The sequence below is a fragment of the Gallaecimonas sp. GXIMD4217 genome, from assembly GCF_038087665.1.
Classification (GTDB): Bacteria; Pseudomonadota; Gammaproteobacteria; order Enterobacterales; family Gallaecimonadaceae; genus Gallaecimonas.
The window spans coordinates 1,410,528-1,430,634 of sequence record NZ_CP149925.1; the positions used below are offsets into that span (position 1 = coordinate 1,410,528).

30 protein-coding genes are annotated in these 20,107 nt (G+C 65.2%); 2 read left to right on the forward strand and 28 right to left on the reverse strand.

Annotated features, from left to right (window positions below; translation table 11 throughout):
- Positions 1-43: 43 nt before the first annotated feature.
- On the forward strand, positions 44-880 hold the full coding sequence (gene rlmJ / locus WDB71_RS06945) for a 23S rRNA (adenine(2030)-N(6))-methyltransferase RlmJ (RefSeq protein WP_341503915.1): 837 nt from the start codon (positions 44-46) through the stop codon (positions 878-880).
- A gap of 42 nt (positions 881-922) precedes the next feature.
- Here rlmJ and WDB71_RS06950 read toward each other — a convergent pair whose 3' ends face one another.
- From WDB71_RS06950 to WDB71_RS06990, 9 genes are all read right to left on the reverse strand, one after another.
- The gene (locus WDB71_RS06950) at positions 923-1,366 is read right to left on the reverse strand and encodes a hypothetical protein (protein WP_341503916.1); all 444 of its coding nucleotides are present in this window, start codon (positions 1,364-1,366) and stop codon (positions 923-925) included.
- Between the two features lie 245 nt (positions 1,367-1,611).
- Positions 1,612-2,151: a GDYXXLXY domain-containing protein gene (locus WDB71_RS06955; protein ID WP_341503917.1), complete on the reverse strand. Its 540-nt coding sequence runs from the start codon at positions 2,149-2,151 to the stop codon at positions 1,612-1,614.
- Positions 2,144-3,448: a DUF2157 domain-containing protein gene (locus WDB71_RS06960; protein ID WP_341503918.1), complete on the reverse strand. Its 1,305-nt coding sequence runs from the start codon at positions 3,446-3,448 to the stop codon at positions 2,144-2,146. The genes WDB71_RS06955 and WDB71_RS06960 overlap by 8 nt, the downstream gene beginning before the upstream one ends.
- A gap of 124 nt (positions 3,449-3,572) precedes the next feature.
- Positions 3,573-3,989 carry an MAPEG family protein gene (locus WDB71_RS06965; protein WP_341503919.1) on the reverse strand — a complete coding sequence of 139 codons (417 nt, stop codon included), beginning with the start codon at positions 3,987-3,989 and terminating at the stop codon, positions 3,573-3,575.
- Positions 3,990-4,028: 39 nt separating this feature from the next.
- The gene (locus WDB71_RS06970) at positions 4,029-4,337 is read right to left on the reverse strand and encodes a monooxygenase (protein WP_341503920.1); all 309 of its coding nucleotides are present in this window, start codon (positions 4,335-4,337) and stop codon (positions 4,029-4,031) included.
- A 106-nt stretch (positions 4,338-4,443) separates the two neighbouring features.
- A complete protein-coding gene (locus tag WDB71_RS06975; RefSeq protein WP_341503921.1) occupies positions 4,444-5,232 on the reverse strand; it encodes a hypothetical protein in 789 nt (262 codons plus the stop codon).
- A gap of 150 nt (positions 5,233-5,382) precedes the next feature.
- The gene (locus WDB71_RS06980; protein ID WP_341504191.1) at positions 5,383-5,730 is read right to left on the reverse strand and encodes a DUF1428 domain-containing protein; all 348 of its coding nucleotides are present in this window, start codon (positions 5,728-5,730) and stop codon (positions 5,383-5,385) included.
- 50 nt (positions 5,731-5,780) lie between these two features.
- Positions 5,781-6,425: a class I SAM-dependent methyltransferase gene (locus WDB71_RS06985; RefSeq protein ID WP_341503922.1), complete on the reverse strand. Its 645-nt coding sequence runs from the start codon at positions 6,423-6,425 to the stop codon at positions 5,781-5,783.
- A 76-nt stretch (positions 6,426-6,501) separates the two neighbouring features.
- Positions 6,502-7,041, reverse strand: a complete 540-nt coding sequence (locus tag WDB71_RS06990; RefSeq protein WP_341503923.1) for a VOC family protein — start codon at positions 7,039-7,041, stop codon at positions 6,502-6,504.
- Between the two features lie 114 nt (positions 7,042-7,155).
- On the opposite strand from WDB71_RS06990, the gene WDB71_RS06995 reads away from it, so the two are divergent.
- Complete coding sequence (locus tag WDB71_RS06995; protein WP_341503924.1) at positions 7,156-8,067, forward strand: LysR family transcriptional regulator; 912 nt, start codon at positions 7,156-7,158, stop codon at positions 8,065-8,067.
- Positions 8,068-8,085: 18 nt separating this feature from the next.
- Here WDB71_RS06995 and WDB71_RS07000 read toward each other — a convergent pair whose 3' ends face one another.
- The 19 genes from WDB71_RS07000 to WDB71_RS07090 all read right to left on the reverse strand — a co-directional run bounded on the left by WDB71_RS07000 (position 8,086) and on the right by WDB71_RS07090 (position 20,107).
- The gene (locus WDB71_RS07000) at positions 8,086-8,607 is read right to left on the reverse strand and encodes an arsinothricin resistance N-acetyltransferase ArsN1 family B (protein ID WP_341503925.1); all 522 of its coding nucleotides are present in this window, start codon (positions 8,605-8,607) and stop codon (positions 8,086-8,088) included.
- The gene (locus WDB71_RS07005; RefSeq protein ID WP_341503926.1) at positions 8,592-9,110 is read right to left on the reverse strand and encodes a GrpB family protein; all 519 of its coding nucleotides are present in this window, start codon (positions 9,108-9,110) and stop codon (positions 8,592-8,594) included. The genes WDB71_RS07000 and WDB71_RS07005 overlap by 16 nt, the downstream gene beginning before the upstream one ends.
- Before the next feature lie 144 nt (positions 9,111-9,254).
- Positions 9,255-9,740: a Mut7-C RNAse domain-containing protein gene (locus WDB71_RS07010; RefSeq protein ID WP_341503927.1), complete on the reverse strand. Its 486-nt coding sequence runs from the start codon at positions 9,738-9,740 to the stop codon at positions 9,255-9,257.
- A 22-nt stretch (positions 9,741-9,762) separates the two neighbouring features.
- Positions 9,763-10,269, reverse strand: a complete 507-nt coding sequence (locus WDB71_RS07015; RefSeq protein WP_341503928.1) for a GNAT family N-acetyltransferase — start codon at positions 10,267-10,269, stop codon at positions 9,763-9,765.
- Positions 10,270-10,272: 3 nt separating this feature from the next.
- Positions 10,273-10,575, reverse strand: coding sequence for a DUF1330 domain-containing protein (locus tag WDB71_RS07020; protein ID WP_341503929.1), 303 nt, complete (start codon positions 10,573-10,575; stop codon positions 10,273-10,275).
- Positions 10,576-10,679: 104 nt separating this feature from the next.
- Positions 10,680-12,707, reverse strand: a complete 2,028-nt coding sequence (locus tag WDB71_RS07025; protein ID WP_341503930.1) for an NAD(+) synthase — start codon at positions 12,705-12,707, stop codon at positions 10,680-10,682.
- 62 nt (positions 12,708-12,769) lie between these two features.
- The gene (locus WDB71_RS07030) at positions 12,770-12,907 is read right to left on the reverse strand and encodes a hypothetical protein (protein WP_341503932.1); all 138 of its coding nucleotides are present in this window, start codon (positions 12,905-12,907) and stop codon (positions 12,770-12,772) included.
- Entirely contained in the window at positions 12,904-13,332 is a 429-nt protein-coding gene (locus WDB71_RS07035) for a hypothetical protein (protein ID WP_341503933.1), read from the reverse strand. The genes WDB71_RS07030 and WDB71_RS07035 overlap by 4 nt, the downstream gene beginning before the upstream one ends.
- A gap of 19 nt (positions 13,333-13,351) precedes the next feature.
- Entirely contained in the window at positions 13,352-13,666 is a 315-nt protein-coding gene (locus WDB71_RS07040) for a cupin domain-containing protein (protein ID WP_341503934.1), read from the reverse strand.
- Between the two features lie 16 nt (positions 13,667-13,682).
- On the reverse strand, positions 13,683-14,081 hold the full coding sequence (gene fos / locus WDB71_RS07045) for a fosfomycin resistance glutathione transferase (protein WP_341503935.1): 399 nt from the start codon (positions 14,079-14,081) through the stop codon (positions 13,683-13,685).
- Entirely contained in the window at positions 14,081-14,827 is a 747-nt protein-coding gene (locus WDB71_RS07050) for an SDR family oxidoreductase (RefSeq protein ID WP_341503936.1), read from the reverse strand. The genes fos and WDB71_RS07050 overlap by 1 nt, the downstream gene beginning before the upstream one ends.
- A 112-nt stretch (positions 14,828-14,939) precedes the next feature.
- Positions 14,940-16,196, reverse strand: a complete 1,257-nt coding sequence (locus WDB71_RS07055; RefSeq protein ID WP_341503937.1) for an amidohydrolase family protein — start codon at positions 16,194-16,196, stop codon at positions 14,940-14,942.
- Between the two features lie 112 nt (positions 16,197-16,308).
- Positions 16,309-16,827, reverse strand: coding sequence for a hypothetical protein (locus WDB71_RS07060; protein ID WP_341503938.1), 519 nt, complete (start codon positions 16,825-16,827; stop codon positions 16,309-16,311).
- 66 nt (positions 16,828-16,893) lie between these two features.
- Positions 16,894-17,418 (reverse strand): DUF2569 domain-containing protein, encoded by a 525-nt coding sequence (locus WDB71_RS07065; RefSeq protein WP_341503939.1) that lies wholly within the window; start codon positions 17,416-17,418, stop codon positions 16,894-16,896.
- A 23-nt stretch (positions 17,419-17,441) separates the two neighbouring features.
- The gene (locus tag WDB71_RS07070) at positions 17,442-17,975 is read right to left on the reverse strand and encodes a GNAT family protein (protein ID WP_341503940.1); all 534 of its coding nucleotides are present in this window, start codon (positions 17,973-17,975) and stop codon (positions 17,442-17,444) included.
- Positions 17,976-17,989: 14 nt separating this feature from the next.
- Positions 17,990-18,280 (reverse strand): YciI family protein, encoded by a 291-nt coding sequence (locus WDB71_RS07075; protein WP_341503941.1) that lies wholly within the window; start codon positions 18,278-18,280, stop codon positions 17,990-17,992.
- A 79-nt stretch (positions 18,281-18,359) separates the two neighbouring features.
- Positions 18,360-18,596, reverse strand: a complete 237-nt coding sequence (locus WDB71_RS07080; protein WP_341503942.1) for a hypothetical protein — start codon at positions 18,594-18,596, stop codon at positions 18,360-18,362.
- 78 nt (positions 18,597-18,674) lie between these two features.
- A complete protein-coding gene (locus tag WDB71_RS07085; protein WP_341503943.1) occupies positions 18,675-19,286 on the reverse strand; it encodes a hypothetical protein in 612 nt (203 codons plus the stop codon).
- Positions 19,287-19,468: 182 nt separating this feature from the next.
- Positions 19,469-20,107 carry a glutathione S-transferase family protein gene (locus tag WDB71_RS07090; protein ID WP_341503944.1) on the reverse strand — a complete coding sequence of 213 codons (639 nt, stop codon included), beginning with the start codon at positions 20,105-20,107 and terminating at the stop codon, positions 19,469-19,471.

Here is a 20,107-nt window from a genome sequence, read left to right on the forward strand (position 1 = left end):
CGGGGTAAAATCAGCCACCAACGCCTTTTTCGGGATCCCAGCCGTGCTCAGCTACCGCCACGCCTTTCACGCCGGCAATTACGCCGATGTGCTCAAACACGCCGTCCAGGCCTTTGTCATCGATTACCTCAAACAGAAGCCCAAGCCCTTCGTCATCCACGACACCCATGCCGGCGCCGGCTGCTACGCACTGACCGACGCCAAGGCGGAAAAGACCGGCGAGTACAGGGACGGCATCGCCAAGGTGCTGGCCGCCGGCGAGGCGCCCAAGGCGCTCAAGCCCTACCTGGAGGTGATCCAGGCCCTCAACCCGGGTGAGCTGAAGGTGTATCCGGGCTCCCCCTGGCTGAGCCGCCAGCTGATGGACGGCAACCAGCGCCTGCAGCTGACCGAGCTGCATCCGGCCGACCACAAGCTGTTGTGCGAGCTGTTCAAGGGCGACCGCCAGGTGCGCATCGACAAGGCCGACGCCTTCGAAACCCTGATCGCCAAGCTGCCGCCCAGGGAGCGGCGCGGCCTGGTGGTGATGGATCCCCCCTATGAGGTCAAGGACGACTACCAGCAGGTGGTCAAGGCCATCAAGCAGGCCCACAAGCGCTTTGCCACCGGTACCTATCTGATCTGGTACCCGGTGGTGGAGCGGGCCCGTACCCAGGCCATGCTGGGCGGCCTCAAGGACAGCGGCATCCGCAACCAGCTGGTCATGGAGCACGGCATCAGGCCCGACGCCCCCGGCATGGGCATGACCGCCGCCGGGGTGGTGGTCATCAACCCGCCCTGGACCCTCAAGGCCGCCTTCGATGAGGCGCTGCCCTGGCTGAATCAGGTGCTGAGCCCGGGCAGCGGCTTCACTCGCTGTGAGTGGCTGGTAGAGGAATAAAAAGAAGCCGCCCCTGGGCGGCTTCTTGCATTGGTCGCTGCCTCAGTCGCACTTGAGGTTCTGGGCCTTGTCCCGCACCAGGCCGTTGTAGGCGTAGATGGTCCAATCGACGGTACCCTTGCCGCCCCGGACCTTGTCGTTTTTCAACGAACAGGAATCGCTGTAGCCGCTGGGGCAACGGGTCACCTGGGCGCAGCCGGGTTCGTAGATCTTGCGGTCGGCGGCATGGGAGAAGTTGTAGGAGGCGCAGAGATCGCCGGAGCGGCAATGGAGGGGGCCGCTGGCCATGGCCTTTTTGTGGCCGGCGGTATCTTCCTTGGCGCACATGGCGATCAGATCAGCCATCTGCTCCTTCATCATGGCCCTGGTGCTGGCATCGGCCCTGTCCAGCATGGTTTGAAATTCCGCACACCTCTGGCTGAGTTCGCTGGCCAGGGCCTGGCCGGCCAGCAACAGCAAGAGGATCAGTAGGCTTATCTGCTTCATGGGGTCACTCCCTTGGTCAAGTTGGGTCAAAGGGCCTGGGCTTTGGTCCATGGTGAATGCCCGGACCGTCCCCACAAGGTTGACGCGATGGCGGCCTCTGTAAAGGTGGCGGCTTTGAAAGCTTTTGAATTCCTTTGAAGGGCGGCAATAGCAGGCCCGGGCAAGGCAGTCGCACCGGGACCAGAACGAAAAAAGCCGCCCTGGGGCGGCTTGCTGAATTTGTTATTTCATCAACCGCCCTGTTTTCAGCAGGCCTCCTGCCTGCAATGCAGATCGGCGATGGCCGCCTTACCGCTTGGCAGCAGGTAGATGTCCGCCCAGGCGCCACTGCGAACGGCCTTTTCCGCCTGTTTGGCCTTGTCCTTGGGCAGGAAGTAGGCCTCTATGCCGTAGTTGAGCCGATAGTTGCCGCCGGTGCCGGTGATCCGGCCGCGGATAAAGGTGCCGGAGTCGGGCCTGTCCTTCTGCAGACCGACGGCGATATGGTAGTCACCTTCCTTTTCCAGGCGTACATAGGCCACTTCGCCCCGCCTGAAACTGTCCCGGCTCAGGGCCTTGTCGACAGCGGATATGCGGTACCTGAGCCTGACGTAGTTGCCCCGGAACAGGCTGCGGGGATCCAGGGGAACCGTTTCCAGCTTGACGGGCTTGCCGTACCAGAGCGGCCACACCGAGCCCAGGTATTCGCCGGCCAGCACCGCCATCTGCAGGGCAATGGCCAGGGCCAGGCCGATGGCCACGAAGGGCCGGTTGGCGGGTGTCCAGCTCCTGATCACCTCAATCATGGCTTGCCTCCCCGTGCAGGTGGAACCGCCAGTAGCGGGCGGCACCGAACATCACCAGGGCCGCCACCAGGAACAAGACGGCGCCGCCGATGTAGTCGCCGATCAAGTCGACATAGCGCAGCAGGGCCGTCAGCAGCAGCACCAGCACGCCCGTATAGAAGAAGTGGGTAATGGCCTCGTCGATGCCGCGGCGGATCAGCCCGATGCCCACGGCCACCAGCATCAGATTGGTGGCCACGGCCAGCCAGAGGTCGCTGTCCTTGACCAAGGTGTTGCACAGTACCGCCAGGACCCAGTAGAGGGTGATGGCCGGCAGCGACACCAGGGGGCCCTTGCGCCTGGCCAGCGCGTACCCGGCCAGGCCGCCCAGGGCCGGCAGCAGCGCCGTTGCCGGCCCCAGCAGCTCATAACCTTCGGACAGGCCACGCCAGACGTCGTCGAAGCTCAGTACCAGCAGGGTCAGGATCAGGCCCCGCAGCAGCCACAGCTGCAGCAGCTGGCCATAGGCCTGGATGTTGTGGTCGGTGCTGGCAAGCAGCCGCCTCGACCAGCCGGCCAGGATCAGCCCCAGGCCTATGGTGGCCGCCAGCTGTTCGGCGCCGCCATCGAAGCGGTACCAGCCACCCGCCGTCCAGGCCAGCAGGTAGTTGAGCCAGACGGCCAGACCGGCCAGGCCAAACAGGAACAGCAGGGCCGAAGACTTGCGCTCCCAGGCCAGCCATAAGGCGGCCAGGGCGAAAAGGGGATAGCCGTAGGGGAAGGATCCCGTGCCGGCTTCCACGAACATCCAGGTGGTGGCCAGGGCCAGGCAGAGCAGGCCGATAAGCCGGCTCTGGGTGATCAGGGCCACCGGCAGTACGCCCAGTGCCCAGTAGAAGATGCCGTCCGGGAAATGCTCGCCCAGGTGGTAGATCTGGGCGATGAGCATGATGGCGGCGCCGTAGCAAAGGGAGCCCAGGAAGAGCCACAGTACCCCGGCCCGGTAGCGCTGCCGCAACAGCAGCCGCAGTCCCAGCAGGTTGACCGCCAGGGTCAGGCCGATCAGGCCCAGCATCCGCGTCAGCCTCGGGATCTGCTCCCAGTTGTGGGACAGGACCAGGATCAGCGCCAGGCCCACGAAGAGGGCGGCCAGGGCGGTGAGCACGTAATAGCCGAAGGTGCCGGCTCGGGCATCTTCGGGGCTGGCGCCATACCGGGCCAGTATGGCCTCTGCCTGGGCCGGCTGGATGAGCCCGTCCCGGGCCCATTCCATGACCTCCCTGGCCATGTCCTTCTTGAACAGTCTGAACAGTCGCATGTCCCTATTTCCCGTTGGCGCCGGCGGCTCCTTGCTGACCACGTTTCTGGACTATAGCCAATCCCTGAGTGGGGGCGGCCAGCTGGAACGCGTCGTCAACGAAGCGTTCCAGCCTTGCCTCTGCTCAGGTAGTGCCGGACAGCAGCAGCCAGCTCCAATACACCGCAATGGCTAGTTGTACCGCAAAGGCGCCGAAGCGCAGATAGATGGCAGCCAGGTTGCCAGAGAGCAGGTGGAAGCCGGACTGGCAGAGCCGGGCGCCAAGAAACGTGAAGGCCAGGGGATCGGTGAGGTCGGCCCGTTCCGTGACCAGGGCCACCAGCATCAGCCCGCCAAAGAGGGGCAGGCCTTCGATGCAGTTGGCATGGGCCCGGGTCAGTCGCTGCATAAAGGGCGACAGGTTGGCGTTATCGGGACGGAACTCGTTGGCCTTCATCTTGCCGATGAGGATAAGCCGGGTCCGCAGCGCTTCCATGAGGATCAGCAGGAGCAGGGACCAGGCGATAAAACCCAGCAGGGCGGTGGCGGTAGGCGAGTACATGGGCGGGTTCCCCTGTGACGGCGTGAGCAGCCAGGCCGTTCAGATCCCGACCGGGCCCGAGGTGAGCCGGGTCAGCTCGTCGTTCACATCGAAGATCCTGGCCTGTACCTCTGGCACGCCCAGGGCCTTGAGCCTGGCGGTATGCTTTTCAAGATAGGCCCTGGCGGCGGCCTCGTCCTCGAACAGGTAGATGCCACCGGCCTCCTGCTCGCCTTCGTTCTGGGTCCAGATCTTCCAGAGAAAACCGGGCTCGTCCCTGATGGACTCGGCCAGCCCGGTCAGCTGTTCGGTCATCTCCTTGCCGAAGGGGCCGGGGTAGGGGAAGTGGATCTGCAGCAGCTTGGTCATGGAAAATCCTTCCTTGAGTCAACGAGTAGGTGATGTCATTGGACGCGGTGCCTTGTCGGCACCAGGCGATATGGCCTCTCTGGCAATCTTCCTGGCGCGATGGCGATCACGGCTGGCCGGTTTCGGGGGCTGCCGTATTCTGGCTTTTCTCTTCTGCTGGTTTCGTGACCTCCGCCGGCGGCATCTCACCGGTGGCATTGTTGCCCTTGTCCTCAGTGGCGCCTTCGGGTCCGCTGTTCGTTTCAAGGGAGTCCAGCGGCACCAGGCTGGCCACGTTGTCGTGGGGCAGCATCAGCACCTGTTGGCCGTCGTAGAGCCAGAGGTAACGGCTGGTGGCGGTCACCAGCTGCACCTTGGGCAGGGTCAGCTGCTGTTCCGCTGCCGCCATGGGGTAGATGGCAGTGATCCGGTAATGGGGCGTTTCGCCCCTTTTGATGGCAGAGGCCCGGCTCAGCGCCGATAAGTCCGAAGATACATTGGTATAGATAATGCCCACCAATGCCAGCACCAGCAGGGGGCTGATACGGAAGAAAGGCTTGTTGTACTTGTCGCTGGCGCGGGCATAGCGGGGAAATCGGCTTCTCAGGGCAATTTCCAGCCGAAGCAGCAGGTAAATAAAGGCAAGACCACAGGCCACGTAGATAAAGGCCTTGGGCTCGTGTATTGCGCCCAGGATAAAGTCCAGCAACTCCAGGTGGGTGAGGGCATCGACATGGAAGGCGTTCAGCAGGTTGATGGTGTGAAAAAGCCCCACCACACTGGCACAGAGGTAAAGGAAGGAGGCGGCCAGGGTCGGGTGCTGGTGGCCAAAGCGCAGCAACGCCCTGAACTGGGACTGGAAATGGGCAACATAGTCTTCGGAATTGGTGATGGTGTCCGGCAGGGCTTGGCTCATGGTCCTTCTTTGTCCAGCTGTCCTTTGCCGTCAAAGCCTACTGGCTTTTCAACAGAAAAAACAGCCAAAAGAAGCGGTTAGCCGTGGCGCAGAGTGGTCGCCCGGGCCGGCCCACAAGCAAAGGCACCGGCCAGGGTCGCCAGCCGGCGCTCAGCTTTCCACCAGCACCTCGAAGCCGCCAAAGATAAGGCGCTTGCCGTCGAAGGGCATCTCTTCTGGCTGCATGCGCGGGTCCGCCATCAGCTTCTCCATGTTGGCGTTGCGCACCTCCCGGGACGGCCAGAGGATCCAGGAGAACACCACCGTCTCGTCCGCTTGGCATTTCACCGCCATGGGGAAGGAGGTGATCTCGCCCTGTGGCACGTCGTCGCCCCAGCATTCCACCAGCTTGAGGGCGCCGTACTCCTTGAAGATGGCCGCCCAGGACTGGGCATGCTGGCGATAGACTTCCTTGTTGGCCGTGGGCACGGCCAATACGAATCCGTCGATATAGGACATGGGCATGATCTCTTATTGTGAGTGGCCCTTAAGGCTTAGCCCATGTCCCTTTACTTTTCCCGCTCATGGGCCCTGGCCAGGATAAAGAGATCGGTGCCCGGCTGGCCCTGCTCGACCGGGAAGGCCTGGCGCCACAGGTCCAGTACGTCGAAGCCGTTATCGGTCAGGGCCCGGCTCAGGTGCTCGCCCTGGTGGTAGTGGATATAGACCCGGTCGCCGTCGCCGTTGCTCTGGAAGCCGGAACGGCGGTCGTCGTCTTCCATGGTGCTGAGGTAGAGCAGGCCGCCCGGTGCCAGCAGGTCCTTGGCATCATTGATAAGCCGTTCGGCGTCCGGCTTGGACAGGTAGGGCAGGCAGAAACCGCAGAAGATGGCGTCAAAGGGACCGGGCAGGGCGGCGATGTCACGACAGTCCATGACCAGGAACTCGGCCTCCGGGTTGTTGGCCCTGGCCAGCGCTACCATGGCCGGGGCCAGATCCAGGCCGGTGATCCTCAGGCCGGGGCGCCTGTCCAGCAGGTAGCGGCTGACGTTACCGGGACCGCAGCCCGGCTCCAGGATCCGGGCCTCGGCGCTTGGCAACAGGGCAAGGAAGGCGTCGTAGCTGTCGTGGTAGCAGTCCCAGTCCATGTACTTCTGCTGGTATTTTTCCGCCAGCTTGTCGAAGGTCGCCGCCGTTATGCCGTACTTTTCCAACGCCGTTTTCCTTTTTTTTCAATATGTTGACCAACGGCCTGTCTAGTGCCGATGGATCCTGGCTACAACGCCCGGCTCAGCCTTCCAGGGTACGGCGGTGGCCATGGGCCCAGTGGCCCGCCTCGGCGAAACCGGGCAGGGCCTGGACCCTGGCAAGGGTGGCGGCCAGCAGCTCGTCATCATCCTGGGCGAGATCGATCTCGAACCGGCACGGCTGGCTGACATACCAGGGGGTCGGCGTATAAATCTCCAGGTGATTGCCTTCCGGGTCCTTGAAATAGATGGACCAGGCGGTGCCGTGGGAGACGGTGCGCAGGGGGTAATTGCCGGCCGCCAGGCTTTGGTGGAACACCCGTAGCTGGCCGAGATTGTCGACCCGGAACGCGATATGGTCCAGCGGGCCGTCGCTAGCCTGCGTCGCCGTCTTTGGGCTGAAGACGATCTGGTGGTGCTCGTCCGGGTGCCGGCTCAGGAACACCATGTCGTTACCCCTGTCCGTGACCACGAAACCCAGGAACTGCGTATAGAAGCTTTCCATGACATCGGCATCGGTCACGAACAGTTCTATATGGCCAAGGCGGAGATGGGGAAAGGTGCTTGGGGCATGTTGGGTCATGGTGTTCGTCCTCTCATCGGGCGGTTACGGCGTTGGCGAACAGAATAGGTTCCTTGATTGATGTTGACAATGAGGTAAGATTCAAACTCATTGGATAATAAATGTTGACAGTGAATGGCGCTTTCCTTTGAGCAACTGAAGAACATGGTGGTTTTTTCGACCGTGGTCAGGGCCGGCAGCTTCGCCGAGGCGGCGAGGCAACTGAAACTGTCCCGGGCCGTGGTCAGTTATCACGTCAAGCGATTGGAAGCGCAGCTGTCGGTACGGCTGCTCAACAGAACCACCCGCTCCCTCAGCCTCACCGAGGTGGGTGAGCAGTTCTACGAAAGCTGTCAGCGTATCGCCGATGAGGCCAACCTGGCCCAGTTGCGCCTGGAACAGCTGCGTGACGAACCCCGGGGTCATGTGCGGATCTCGGCACCCACCCACCTGGGCAGCGACTTCATCGTCCCGGCGTTGAGCGAGTTCCGGCGCCTCTATCCTAAGATCAGCATCGACCTGACCCTGTCTGACGAGTTGGTGGATGTGGTCGAGCAGGGTATCGATCTGGCCATTCGCGGCACCCAGGAAAAGCTCCAGGACTCCAGCCTGATCGCCACCAGATTGACGGAGATCCGGGCCGTACTTTGTGCCTCACCGGCCTACCTGGCCCGGCAGGGCCAGCCGGAAAGGCCGGAGGCGCTGGCCGATCACCAGTGGGTGCTCTACAAGCGCACCCCGCCGCTCCTGATCCTGACCAAGGGTGACACCAGGGTAGCCGTCAGGATGACCGGCATGGTGGAAACCAACAATGCCGCCGCCAGGACCGCCTTCGTGCTGGCCGGGGACGGCATTGGCCGCCTGCCCGAATTTGTGGCAAGAGATGGGTTGGCGACCGGCGAGCTGGTGCAGCTGTTCCCCGACTACCAGCTACCCAGCATCAAGGTCTACGCCGTCTACGGGCCGGGCGCCACCCAGTCCGGCAAGATGGGTGCCCTGGTCGACTTCCTCAAGCAGCATTTCGGTACCCGCTATCCGTGGATCTAGTCCGGCATTCAGCGACACTCATTGCTCGCTTAACAGCAGCTGCCAGTAGCCCACGTCTATCCAGCGGTCGAACTTGCGCCCCACCTGCTGGAAGTGGGCGACCTGGCTCAGGCCAAGTTTTTCGTGCAGGGCGACGCTGGCCGGGTTGGGCAGGGCGATGCCGGCCATTACCGCGTGAACCTGGCCCGCTGCAAGCACCTTGAACAGCGCCCGGTAGAGGCGGGTGCCCAGGCCCCGGCCGCCGGCGCTTGGGGCCAGGTAGACGGTGATTTCCACCGAATGGCGGTAGGCGGCGCGGGCCTTCCAGGGGCTGGCATAGGCGTAGCCGAGCACCTGGCCCCGTTCATCTTCCGCCACCAGCCAGGGCAGGCCTTGGGACCGCACCTGTTCGATGCGCCCGGCCATGTCGTCATCGGCGACCGGCGCCTCTTCGAAGGTGGCGATGCTGTCCACGACATAGTGGTTGTAGATGGCGGCGATGGCTGTGGCATCAGGTGGGGTTGCGGTGCGGATCCTGGTCATGCTCAGGGGGTAAACCATTTCAGCGCTTCGCCCTGGTGTTGTTGGATGAAGTCGTGCTTGTAGGCCTGGTAGGCCTTGATGTCGTGGCCGCAGGCGGCAACGGCCTCCCGCTTCAGGGCCGCGTACCGGTCCCGTTTTTCCGGGAAGGCGCGCAGGTAGTCGCGAAAGGCCAGGTGCCGCAGCACATGCTCATCGCCACGTACAAAGGCGTGAAGCTGGTGGCTGCGCAGGTTACCGCCCTTCTGGAAGTAGCGCCGGCCCGGTATGCCGTTTTCGCCCCTGGCCCGGTAGCCCAGGGCCGCCATTGCCGGGCCGAGGCTATCCAGGGCTGCCAGCTCGGTGACCTCCAGCAGGATATCGATGACCGGCTTGGCCGCAAGCCCCTCAACCGAGGTGCTGCCGATATGGTGGGCGGCAAGCAGGACGTCGCCCAGCGCCGCCTGCAGCTGCTCCGCCTCCTGGGCGAAGGCCCTGGCCCACTGCGGGCGGTAGTCCACCAGCACCAACTTTCTTTCCTGCATGGTTTTTTCCTGATCAAGGGGCCTGCTCGCCTTCGGCCGGCGTGAGCCGGGCCAAGGCCGTCCAAAAGGCCGTTAGCATAGTGTTAAAGCACTTTTGCAACAAGGCGCTAACAAGCAAGAGCCGTCCCGGAGCGGCGGTGCTGGTCAGCCCGGCGGCGTAAACCAGTGCGGCAGGGTGCGGGCCAGGGCGCGGGCCATGCGCCTGGTGTGGGAGCCTGGCCAGTAGAGGCGGTGGCAGCCGGGGCAGTACAGCAGCTCGTCGCCGTATTGGCGGCTGGACAGGGGTGCCAGGCGGTCGATCTCCTCCGCACTGGCGGCCCTGAGCCGGCCGTTGCAGAGCAGGCAGCGGCGGAACAGGGCGTCCGGCCTGGGGAGTTGGCAGGCGTCTATCACCTCGCGAAGCTGCTGCAGGGGCTTCTGGCTTTGGATGAGCAGGGATCTGTGGGGGCGCAGCTCGTTGACCAGTGCCCTGTCCCGGGTCAGCAGCCAGCGCTCTTCGCGGTCGGCGATGGCGACCAGTTCCGGATCGGGCTTTTCCGGGTGGTAGAGGGTGTCGTAGTCCAGCACCCTCAGCCAGCGGGCCAGGCGGCCGAGCATGGCGTCGGCCAGGAAACGGGGTTTGGGGCTCATAACCCCAGTTTAGCCCTGGCCCCTAGAGGGTTATGGCGAAGTAGCGCAGCTGCTCCTCGTCCTGGGGCAGGCGGATCAGGCCCTCGTCGGTCATGCCCAGGCGTGACAGCAGCCGGGCCGAGGCGTCGTTGTGCCGGCTGGTGATGGCCACCAGGCGTTCGAGGCCAAGCTCCCTGGCATGGTCCAGGGTCGCCTGGGCGGCCTCCAGGGCATAGCCCCGGCCCCAGTAGGCGGATGAGAGAGCATAACCGATGTCCACGTCGGCCAGGCCGTCGCGCTTGATAAGGCCACAGAGGCCGACCGGGGTGGCGCTGTCCTTCAGCTCCACCAGGTAGAGGCCAAAGCCGTGCTCCCGGTACAGGGCCAGGGGGCCCTTCTCCATGTAGCCCCTGGCGCCATCCAGGTCGTGCACCTGCTTGTCGCCGATGTTGGCAAGCCAGCCCGGTTCATTGACCAGCTCGAGGATGTAGGGGGCATCGGCCAGGATCAGGTGACGCAGCCGCAGCCTGGGGGTTTCCAGGGGCAGCATGGCCTAGCCGGTCTCGTATTCGGCGATGATGGTGGTGGCCGCCACCGACGGGGCAAAGTGCCTGGCCTTGGCGGCCAGGTAGCCGGGATCGGCGAAGAAGTCATCCTTCGCCTGGCGGCTCGGGAAGCGGATGGTGAACACCCTGTTGATGGCGGCGGTGGTTTCCGTCTTGAGCACCTCGGCCACCTTGAAGTCGTAGCCAAAGCTGCCGCCACAGCCTACCAGCAGGGGTGTCATTGCGTCGCGGTAGGCCTGGTATTGGCCATCGTCCCTGACATCCAGGGCCACCAGGATCTCGTGGGCCATGTCGATTCCTTCGGTTGTGGTAACGCCTTACCTTACCCCTGGAAGAGTCCGCCGTCTCGGCGGCTCATGGCCGAAAAGGGGCGCCTGGTCGCCCGGCTAAGCCATCAGGGCAGGTTGCGGTTCAGCTCGTCCAGCCAGGCCGCCGCGCTGGCATCGCTGGGTGCCCGCCAGTCGCCCCTTGGCGACAGCGACAACGTGCCCACCTTGGGGGCGTTGGCCAGGGCCGAGCGCTTGAACTGGCTGTGCTGGAAGAAGCGTTCCAGCAGCAGCGCCAGCCAGGCCTTGATGGTGGCCAGATCATACTGGTGCCGCTCATCCTCGGGGATGTCCGGGGGCCAGTCGCCCCTGGTGGCATCGCCCCAGGCCTGCCAGGCCAGGTAGGCCACCTTGGAGGGCCTGAAGCCGTAGCGGCAAAGATAGAAGAGGTGGAAATCCTGGAGTTCATAGGGGCCGATCAGCTTCTCGGCCTGTTGCTGGCCCTGGATGAGCTCCGGCGAACAGGGGGTGTCCAGCACCGCCTGCAGGGCCCTGGCCGTGTCCTTATCGAAACCACCGCTCTTGATGGCCCAGCGGATCAGGTGGCGAATGAGGGTCTTGGGCACGGCGGCGTTGAGGTGGTAATGGGCCATGTGATCGCCCACCCCGTAGGTGCTGTAGCCCAGGGCCAGCTCGGAGAGATCGCTGGTGCCGAGCACCAGGGCCCGGTGGAAGTTGGCGGCGCGAAACAAAAAGGCGCTGCGCTCGCCGGCCTGGACGTTCTCGTAGGTGCTGTCGTATTGCGCCTGGCCGCGCCCGGCCGGGTGATCCAGGGCCTGGAGCATGGCCCTGGCGGCGGGGCAGATGTCGTGTTCGTGCGCCGTCACCCCGAAGCCCTTCATCAGCGCCCTGGCATTGGCCAGGGTCCGCTTGCTGGTGCCGAAGCCGGGCAGGGTGTAGGCCAGCAGGTGGCTGCGCGGCAGCCGCAACCTGTCCAGGGCCTTGGTGCCGACCAGCAGCGCCTGGGTGGAATCGAGGCCGCCGGAGAGCCCCAGCACCAGCTTGTGGATGCCGCTGGCCTGCATCCGCTGCACCAGGCCCTGGACCTGGATCTGGTAGGCCTCGCGGCAGCGCTCGTCGAGGCTGGCCTGATCGGCGGGTACGAAGGGAAAGCGTGCCAGCTTACGCGCCAGGGCCACCCTGGCCCGGGGCGGCTCGAAGCGGAAATGGACGCGGCGAAGGGCCTGGAGCCTGTCCCCCTGGGCCAGGGCGCAGTCGTTGAAGCTGGTGGTGAGGCTGCGATCGGCGCTCAGCCGCTCCAGGTCGATATCGGCGGTGATCAGCTGGTCATCGCCCAGGAAACGTTGGCTTTCTGCCAGCAACTCCCCGTTCTCGTAGACCAGGGCATGGCCGTCCCAGGCCAGATCGGTGCTGGACTCGCCATGACCGGCCGCGGCGTAGAGGTAGGCGGCCAGGCACTTGGCGGACTGGCCGGCGCAGAGCCGGCGGCGATAGTCGGCCTTGCCGATGGTGATGTTGCTGGCGGAGAGGTTGGCCAGCAGGGTGGCCCCGGCCAGGGCGGCCGTGGTGCTGGGGGGCAGGGGGACCCAGAGATCCTCGCAGATCTCCACGAACAGGCGCAATTCGGGGAGGTTGCTTGCTTCAAAGAGCAGATCGCTGCCGAAGGGCGCCACGGTGCCGGCCAGGGCGATGTCGCCCCGGGGAGCCAGGGCCGCCGGGCAGAACTGGCGCTTTTCGTAGAACTCCCGGTAGTTGGGCAGGTAGCTCTTGGGGACCACCCCCAGGATACGGCCCCGGTAGATCACCAGGGCGCAGTTGAACAGCCGGCCCTGGTGCCTGAGCGGGGCACCGATTATGAGCAGCAGCCCCAGGGGCTGGCTGCCGGCAACGACGGTGGTGACGGCCTCCTGGACCGCCTCGAGCAGGGCATCCTGGAAGAAGAGATCGTCGTTGCTGTAGCCGGACAGGCCCAGCTCCGGAAAGAGCGCCAGGCCCGCCTGCCGCGCGGCCGCCTGCTTTGCCAGGGCCAGGGTCGCTTCGGCATTGGCCTTGGGATCGGCCAAGGCCACCCTGGGTACGCAGCAGGCGACCCGGAACAGGCCATGGCGGTAGAGGGAATCGAAGGGCAGGACCAAGGTGCTCTCCCAAGAGCCATCTCCTGCCGAGTGTAGCCCAGGGGACGGCCGAGATGCCGTCCTTATCCTCCCGGGGCAAGGAAGAGGCCCATATGGCCATCGGTGAAGCTGTGGTTGGCATAGGGCCCGGCGAAGATATGCACCCTGGGACCGGCGCAGCCGGCCAGCAGCAGGCCTAGCAGCAGGGCCAGTCGCATCACTGCCGCCGCTCCTGCCGCTCCTGCCGTTCCTGCTCCATAGCCAGGATCTGGGCCAGCTCTTCCCCGCTCAGCTCACCATAGGGCCTGGGGTAGGGCCAGCCGTAGCCCCAGCGAAAGGGCGTGGGCCAAAGCGGCGAGCCGCCCACCCGCACCCCGGCCAGCATCAGCAGGGCGATCTGCGGTTCGCCGACCTGCTCCACGCAGCTCTTCAGGGCCAGATCGGCCTCCAGCCGCTGCCGGTAGCTGCCGCCTTGCCAGTAGGCGCGATCATGGGCGGTGCAGCAGGCCAGCCAGAGCTGTTGCTGCGCCAGGGTGCCGTCGGGGAAGGCGCTGCAGCCGTCGCTGGTAAAGCGCTTGAGTTTGGCTGCGGCCGGGGCGCTGAACAGCAGGGCCAGCAGCAACGCCAGGACGATACGCAGTGTCATGGGCTCCTTACTCCAGGCGCTAGCGGTAGAACACCGCCAGCCAGATGGTGGTTTGGTCTGGTTCGGTCCAGCTGACCCTGTGCCTGCTGTGGGCCGGGATGTCGAGGTGATCGCCCCGTTCCAGTCGCACCCTGCGGCCATCTTCGAATTCCAGCTCGCCGGCCCCCGCCAGCACCAGCACCCACTCATGCTCGTCCTGGTCGTACCAACCTTCGGCGGGCGAGCTGTGGCCGTGGGAGAGGATCCGCTCGATGCGGATATGGTCCGCCTTGAGGAGTTCATCAAAGCGCTCTTCGTCCAGTTGCGTTGGCAACGCAGAAAACAGGTTCTTCACCTTGGAGCTTCCTTGTTTAAAACCAGCGGAGGCCCGGATAAGGCGCTTCTTTCAGGGCCGCCAGGCGGCTTTGCAGGCAGCCCAGGTGGATCTCCAGCTTGTGGCCGTCCGGATCCAGTATGTAGAGGGACTCGCCCTCGCTGCGATTGGGCTGCCAGTGCCGGATCCCGTTCGCCGCCAGGCGTTCGGCCAGGGCTTCGAAATTCCCGGCGTCGACACTGAAGGCGATATGGCTGTAGTCGTCGCTCGGGCGGCTCTCGCCCAGGCTCAGGCACAGCCAGAGCGGGCCGGCGCTGAGGTAGGCGCCCCCGTGCCAGCGCACCTGGGGCGTCATGCCCAGCAGCGTCACGTAGAAATCCAGCGACCTGTCCAGCTCCCGGACCTGCAGGGTGAGGTGGTTGAGGCCGGTGACCATCAGCGGCCCCCGGCCAGGTCGATGAAGGTGCCGGTGGCGTAGCTGGCCTCGTCGCTCAGCAGCCAGGCGATGGCGGCGGCCACTTCCTCCGGCTCGCCACCCCGCTTCATGGGAATGCGGTCCTTCAGGCGCTCGACCCGGCCAGGCTCGCCGCCGTCGGCGTGGATGTCGGTATGGATGCAGCCGGGGCGCACGGCATTGACGCGCACGCCCTGGTCCGCCATTTCCAGCGACAGGCCCCGGGTCAGGGCATCCACGGCGGCCTTGGCGGCGGCGTAGTCCACGTACTCGCCCGGGGCGCCGGTGTAGGACGCCGCCGACGAGACGTTGACGATGGCGCCGCCCCGGCCGCCCCTGTCCCTGGCCATGCGCCGCACCGCCTCCCGGCAGCAGAGGAACTGGCTGAGGGCGTTGTCGCCGAACATGCGGCTGATACGCTCGCCACTCATGTCCGCGAGCCGGGTTTGGGGCTGGAGCCGGCCGGCATTGTTGACCAGGGCGGCAAGGGGGCCCAGCTCCCGGTCGAGGGTGTCGAACAGCCCGATCACCTCGGCCTCCACCGAGACGTCGGCCTGCACGGCGATGACCTTGGTACCCTGGCCGGAGAGTTCTGCCAGCAGGGCCTCGGCGGCGGCGTGGTTGTGGCGGTAGTTGATGCACAGGGCATAGCCGCGCTTTGCCAGCAGCCGGGCGGTGGCGGCACCTATGCCGCGTGTGCCGCCGGTGATCAGGGCTGTCCGGCTCATGGCGCCACCGCGCGCAGGGGGCGCAGCGACCAGGAGACGTGGTTCCTGTTGGCGATAAAGAGGCGATACATGCTGACTCCTTTTCTTGATGGGGCCAAGGCGGCCGCCTTTCTTACTGCGGCGCCCTGATCAGCTCGCCGTCCTTCATGACCAGGCTGACCTTCTCCATCAGCGTGATGTTCTCCAGGGGGTTGCCGGGCACGGCGATGACATCGGCCAGGGCCCCGGCCTTGAGGCTGCCGAGGTCGTCCCGGCCCAGCACCCTGGCCGGGTGCCAGGTGGCGCTCTGCAGGGCCTCGGCCGGGCTCAGGCCAAAGGTGACCATGCGCGACAGCTGCTTCATGTTGTCGCCATGGGGGTAGACGGCGGCGTCGGTGCCGAACAGCATGGGCACCCCGGCCTGGGCGGCGCGGTGGAAGCTGTCGCGCTGCTGCTGGCCGGTGTGCTTTTCCTTGTCGATGCTCTCGGGCAGCATGCCGGCCTTGATGCCTTCGGCGAGGATGTACTCGGTGTCGTAGATGTCCATGGACAGATAGGTGCCGTTGGCCTTGGCCAGGCGGATGGCCTCGCCGTCCAGGAAGCTGGCGTGCTCTATGGTGTCGACGCCGGCGCGGATGGCGGCCTTGATGCCGCCGGTGCCGTGGGCATGGGCGGCGACGCTCAGGCCGCGCCGGTGGGCTTCGGCCACGGCGGCAGCCATTTCCTCCTCGGTGAGCTGCTGCACGCCCACCTTGGTGCCCTTGGACAGCACGCCGCCGGTGGCGCAGAGCTTGATGACGTCGGCGCCGTACTTGATGTTCTCCCGCACCCTGGCACGAACCGCCCAGGGGCCGTCGGCGGTGCCCTGGCCACTGGCCCTGTATTCGGGGGCCAGCAGGTTGTTGTCACAATGGCCGCCGGTGATGCCGATGGCGGGGCCCGAGGCGAAGATGCGCGGCCCCGGCACGTCGCCGGCGGCGATGGCGTCGCGCAGGGCGATGTCGGCATAACCGCCGGCACCCAGGTTGCGTACCGTGGTGATGCCGGCGTCCAGGGTGCGGCGGGCGTTTTTGGCGCCGATCAGCGCCTGGCGCGGCACCGACAGGCCCAGCCTACGGTAGCCGTGCAGGTTCTCCGACAGGGTCAGGTGCACGTGCATGTCGATGAGACCGGGCAGCAGGGTATGGCCGCTGAGGTCGAGGCGCCGGCTGCCTTCGGGCCTTGGCAGCTCGCTGCCCACGGCGCTGATGCGGTTGCCGTCGACGATGAGGGTGGCGGGGCTGACGAGCTCGCCGCTCTCGCTGTTGAAGTAATGGTCGGCGGTGATGTACCAGCTTTGGGCCAGGGCCGGGGTGGCGGTCAGGCCGAGGGAGAGCAGCAGCGTCTTCATGGCGGTCCTTGGAGAATGCTTTTTCCCAAGAGTGCCACGGAAGTCGTTGGCTTTTAACCGCTTTTTAACGCAGAAGGGGGCAGGCGGCCAAGGCCGCCTGCCCGGGTCGGTCTCATTGCTCCTTGATGCGCACCATGATGTGGGCGTAGGGGGTGCCCTTCCACATCACGTACACGGGCTCGGACGGATCCGTGGGCAGGCCTTCCAGCAGGGCCGGATCCGGCACCAGGATCATCAGGTGCGGCCCTTCCTTGATCCAGTCGTTGTCCGGCGTCGGGGCCGTGGCGAAGGGATCGATGTTGCTGACCCCGGGGGCCTCGCCCTCGCCGGCCAGCATGTAGGAAAAGGCGATGCCGTCCACGCTGAGGGGGCCCTTCTTCATGTAGGCCTCGAACAGCTTGTCCCAGCCGGGCATGTTGCACATGGGGCCTGAGTTCTTGTCGCCGGGATAGCAAACCCAGCCGTTGCTGCCTTGGCGCAGCACCTTGCCGTCCATGGTCTTGATGGTGGCCTTGGCGGTCACCGAGGCAGGGGCGGCGCTTTCGGCGCTCTTGATGAGGCCGGCGTCGTCACCGGCCAGGGCGGGCAGGGCCAGGGCACAGAGCAACGCCGTGATGGGCTTGGTGGTCATGTCTTTCTCCTTGATGCCAGGGGCTGTATCAAGGGGGAGTGTAGACCCTGCTGGGATTGCTGCCCGTCAGTCCCCAGGCACCGGCTCCGCCGCCATGGCCGGGGAGGCGGGCCTTTTCTCGATGAAGGTGGCCTTGACCCGTTTCGACACCAGCATGTAGGGCACCCAGACCAGGCAGGCGAACAGGGAGCGGGCAAACTCCTTGGCGGTATCGGCATCGAACATGGGCTCTTGTGGGAACAGCTGGGTGACCAGCCAGGCGTCCAGGGGGATGAACACCAGGGCGGTCAGGTTGAGGGCGATGTAGAGCCGGGGGAAGCGGTGGTGCCTGGCGAAGAAGAGGTAGATGAGACAACAGGAGGCCAGCAGCATTGCCGTGTTGAACAGGATCTCGCCGATAAGCAGGGCACCGAAATAGGGCGTGTAATAGTCCGAGCCCGGGGTGGTCAGGGCCGCCCAGGTGCCGTCCTGAAACAGCGGCAGGTAAAGGGGCAGGTAAACCACCAGCAGCCGAATGGGCGTGATCACCACGCCGATGCCGACCAGGATCAGCCAGCCGCCCAGTCCCTTGAGTTCCTTTTTGTCCGTCATGCCAATGTCCTTTTGTTGTGGGTTTAGGCCGGGCGCTGCAGGCCGTAATGGGCGTGGTCGAGCACCTGGCCGTTGATGATCTCGGCCCGGGTGAGGATCCCCTCCAGGTTCATGCCCAGGCGCTCCAGCAGGGCCCGGCTGGCGCCGTTGCCGGTGGCGGCCCTGGCTTCCACCTTCTCCATGCCGAGCCGGTTGAAGGCGTGGTCGATAAGGGCCCGGCAGACCCGGGTCATGATGCCTAGGCCCTGGTGGCTGGCGGCCAGCCAGTAGCCGATCTCCAGTTTCTTCAGGCCCGGGTTGATGTTGACGTAGGCGGCGTTGCCGACCAGCTCGCCGCGGTAGATCACGCCGCAGACCAGGCGCTTGCCGTCGGCATGGTCGTGCAGGCAGCCCTTGATGAAGGCCAGGAAGTCGTCCTCGCTGCGGACATGGGGCGGCCAGCTCAGCCACCTGGCCAGGTGATCGTAGTTTTCCCTGGCCAGCTCGACATAGCGGGGGGCAAAGGACGGCTGCACCAGGGCCAGCTCCAGCTCGTCGTCGATCTTCAGTGTGAACATGCTTTCTCCCTGGCTCAGGCCTGCTTGAGGGCGTCCAGGCCGGGGGCGGCCATGGACGGCAGGAATTCCGTGATCTGATAATCGGCGATGCCTTCCCGGTGGAAGGGATCCTGCTCGATGAGCGCCTCGACCTGGTCCCGGCCGGCGGCCGTGGCCAGGATCACGCCGCCGGTGCGCGGCTCCTTGCGCCCGGACAGCAGGAAGTGACCGGCGGCATAGCCGGCCTTGAGGTACTGGCGGTGCTCCTCGACGAAGCGGTCCACCTCCGACAGGGGTTTGCGGTAACTCAGGGTGACGATAAACATGGGCGTTTCCCAAAAGCGTAGAAAAAGTCGGTTCAGCCTTGGCTGGTGTGTTTGTTGTAGTGCAAGGCCCTGGGCAGTTCTATTTGTGCTTTTCGATGGCAGCGCGGATGGCGTCCAGCTGCGCCTCGCACTGTTGGCGGCGCTCCCCGACCATGTCTTCGCAGCGTCCGGAGGGCTTCTCGGTCCGGGCGATGCCCTGGGCAACGGCCGCGGCCGCGCAAAGGGCGCCCTCTTTGCAGGTGACGGTGTGATGGCGGCCATTGGAGCTGCAGCCGGCCAGGGCCAACAAGGCGATCAGGAGCAGCGCGGGTTTCATTTTTCTCTCCTCTGTGGCAACGGTTGCCCTGGCTTTCAGGGAGCAAGGGACGCTTCCTTGTTTGCCGCTGGCTTTTCATTATTGGAAGGTTTCGCGAAATTCCTCAGGAATGTCAACAGGATAGAAAGCACCCATAAAGGTGGACAGGATGACGGTGGCCACCAATACGCCAAGGGCCAGGGCGCCGTAACCCAGGGCATGGCGAGACACCAGGCTGAGGCGCTTGCGCAGCAGCCAGTGCAGGGCGCAGCCGATATGGGTAAAGAGGGCCAGCACCGCCAGGAAATAGTAGGGCAGGAAGAAGGCCGTATAGGGCTGGATGTTGAGCCCCGCCGCCGCATAGTAGAAGTTGGTATCCAGCCCCAATCCCAGGCGGCCGTAGAGCACGGCGGTCACATGCACCAGCAGGAAGAAGGCCAGGTAGGCGCCCGACAGGGCCTGGGCCCGCTCGAAGAAGCCGCGGCGCTGGCCCCGGCGCTTGTATATGAAATAGAGGCCGGAGCCTGCCTGGAAGCCGACCAGGCCCAGCAGCAGGGGCTCTATCGCCTGGAAGCGGTAGATGGCCCGGTAGCCATCCATGAACGCCAGGTGGGCCTCGATGCCGGTCAGGGCCAGCAGGTGGTTAAGGAGGTGGACCAGCACATAGCTGGCCAGCAGCGCCGCCGAGCAGCGATGAAGGAAGTGAAGCATGCAGATGTCCCTCTCTGACATGGTGGCCGGCATGGCGCTTACCGGTGGCAGTATGGATGATGGCCGGTTGCGCCTCAAATTCCCGGCGAACCGACACCGCTCCGCCTGCTTGTGCCACCTGCTTGGCCAGGGCCGGGTTTGCCATCTGCAACTCGACAGCGGCTGGCGACTACCGGGGTCTGTCAGGCATAGGCGTCCAGGCTGGTGCCTTCCACCTCGGCCACCTGCCGGACGGCCGGTCGCCTGGCCATGGCCCTCAGGTAGCGGCCCAGGTGTTCGAACGACAGGGGCGGCCGCGTAAAGCCGCTGGCCCAATGGGACAGCATGAACAGGAAGAAGTCGCACAGGCTGGGCTGGCTCCCCAACAGGAAGTCTTTGCCGGCCAGCTCCCGGTCGATCAGCGCGAACATCTCGGTAACGCGCTGCTCCTGGGCCTGCTTGATGGCGTCGGCACCGTCCGTGGCCAGGGTGTGCCGGCCGGGGTAGAAATACAGCATCAGCTCCGGCTGGATGGCGGTGGTGAGGTAGAACAACCACTGGTAGAAGACCGGGCGCCGGGGATCGCCGACCTCCGGTACCAGATTGGCCTGGGGGTGGCGGTCGCACAAATGCAGGCAGATGGCCGCGCTCTCGAAAATGACCTGGTCGCCCTCGGCCAGGGTCGGGATCCGGCCGGTGGGGTTGAGCTTCAGGTAGTCCGGCGACTTCTGGGCCTCGGACTTGCGGTCGACCAGCACCAGCTCGTAGTCGGCGCCGATCTCCGCCAGCACCATGTGCGGCGTCCAGCTGGCGTTGCGGGGGTAGTAGAACAGCTTGTACAT

Bases quoted from the DNA above. Each gene is read 5' to 3' on its own strand.
- WDB71_RS06950 (WP_341503916.1), bottom strand. From the start codon at position 1,366: ATGAAGCAGATAAGCCTACTGATCCTCTTGCTGTTGCTGGCCGGCCAG.
- WDB71_RS06955 (WP_341503917.1), bottom strand. From the start codon at position 2,151: ATGATTGAGGTGATCAGGAGCTGGACACCCGCCAACCGGCCCTTCGTG.
- WDB71_RS06960 (WP_341503918.1), bottom strand. From the start codon at position 3,448: ATGCGACTGTTCAGACTGTTCAAGAAGGACATGGCCAGGGAGGTCATG.
- WDB71_RS06965 (WP_341503919.1), bottom strand. From the start codon at position 3,989: ATGTACTCGCCTACCGCCACCGCCCTGCTGGGTTTTATCGCCTGGTCC.
- WDB71_RS06970 (WP_341503920.1), bottom strand. From the start codon at position 4,337: ATGACCAAGCTGCTGCAGATCCACTTCCCCTACCCCGGCCCCTTCGGC.
- WDB71_RS06975 (WP_341503921.1), bottom strand. From the start codon at position 5,232: ATGAGCCAAGCCCTGCCGGACACCATCACCAATTCCGAAGACTATGTT.
- WDB71_RS06980 (WP_341504191.1), bottom strand. From the start codon at position 5,730: ATGTCCTATATCGACGGATTCGTATTGGCCGTGCCCACGGCCAACAAG.
- WDB71_RS06990 (WP_341503923.1), bottom strand. From the start codon at position 7,041: ATGACCCAACATGCCCCAAGCACCTTTCCCCATCTCCGCCTTGGCCAT.
- WDB71_RS06995 (WP_341503924.1), top strand. From the start codon at position 7,156: ATGGCGCTTTCCTTTGAGCAACTGAAGAACATGGTGGTTTTTTCGACC.
- WDB71_RS07000 (WP_341503925.1), bottom strand. From the start codon at position 8,607: ATGGTTTACCCCCTGAGCATGACCAGGATCCGCACCGCAACCCCACCT.
- WDB71_RS07005 (WP_341503926.1), bottom strand. From the start codon at position 9,110: ATGCAGGAAAGAAAGTTGGTGCTGGTGGACTACCGCCCGCAGTGGGCC.
- WDB71_RS07010 (WP_341503927.1), bottom strand. From the start codon at position 9,740: ATGAGCCCCAAACCCCGTTTCCTGGCCGACGCCATGCTCGGCCGCCTG.
- WDB71_RS07015 (WP_341503928.1), bottom strand. From the start codon at position 10,269: ATGCTGCCCCTGGAAACCCCCAGGCTGCGGCTGCGTCACCTGATCCTG.
- WDB71_RS07020 (WP_341503929.1), bottom strand. From the start codon at position 10,575: ATGGCCCACGAGATCCTGGTGGCCCTGGATGTCAGGGACGATGGCCAA.
- WDB71_RS07035 (WP_341503933.1), bottom strand. From the start codon at position 13,332: ATGACACTGCGTATCGTCCTGGCGTTGCTGCTGGCCCTGCTGTTCAGC.
- fos (WP_341503935.1), bottom strand. From the start codon at position 14,081: ATGGTCACCGGCCTCAACCACCTCACCCTGCAGGTCCGGGAGCTGGAC.
- WDB71_RS07050 (WP_341503936.1), bottom strand. From the start codon at position 14,827: ATGAGCCGGACAGCCCTGATCACCGGCGGCACACGCGGCATAGGTGCC.
- WDB71_RS07055 (WP_341503937.1), bottom strand. From the start codon at position 16,196: ATGAAGACGCTGCTGCTCTCCCTCGGCCTGACCGCCACCCCGGCCCTG.
- WDB71_RS07060 (WP_341503938.1), bottom strand. From the start codon at position 16,827: ATGACCACCAAGCCCATCACGGCGTTGCTCTGTGCCCTGGCCCTGCCC.
- WDB71_RS07065 (WP_341503939.1), bottom strand. From the start codon at position 17,418: ATGACGGACAAAAAGGAACTCAAGGGACTGGGCGGCTGGCTGATCCTG.
- WDB71_RS07070 (WP_341503940.1), bottom strand. From the start codon at position 17,975: ATGTTCACACTGAAGATCGACGACGAGCTGGAGCTGGCCCTGGTGCAG.
- WDB71_RS07075 (WP_341503941.1), bottom strand. From the start codon at position 18,280: ATGTTTATCGTCACCCTGAGTTACCGCAAACCCCTGTCGGAGGTGGAC.
- WDB71_RS07080 (WP_341503942.1), bottom strand. From the start codon at position 18,596: ATGAAACCCGCGCTGCTCCTGATCGCCTTGTTGGCCCTGGCCGGCTGC.
- WDB71_RS07085 (WP_341503943.1), bottom strand. From the start codon at position 19,286: ATGCTTCACTTCCTTCATCGCTGCTCGGCGGCGCTGCTGGCCAGCTAT.
- WDB71_RS07090 (WP_341503944.1), bottom strand. From the start codon at position 20,107: ATGTACAAGCTGTTCTACTACCCCCGCAACGCCAGCTGGACGCCGCAC.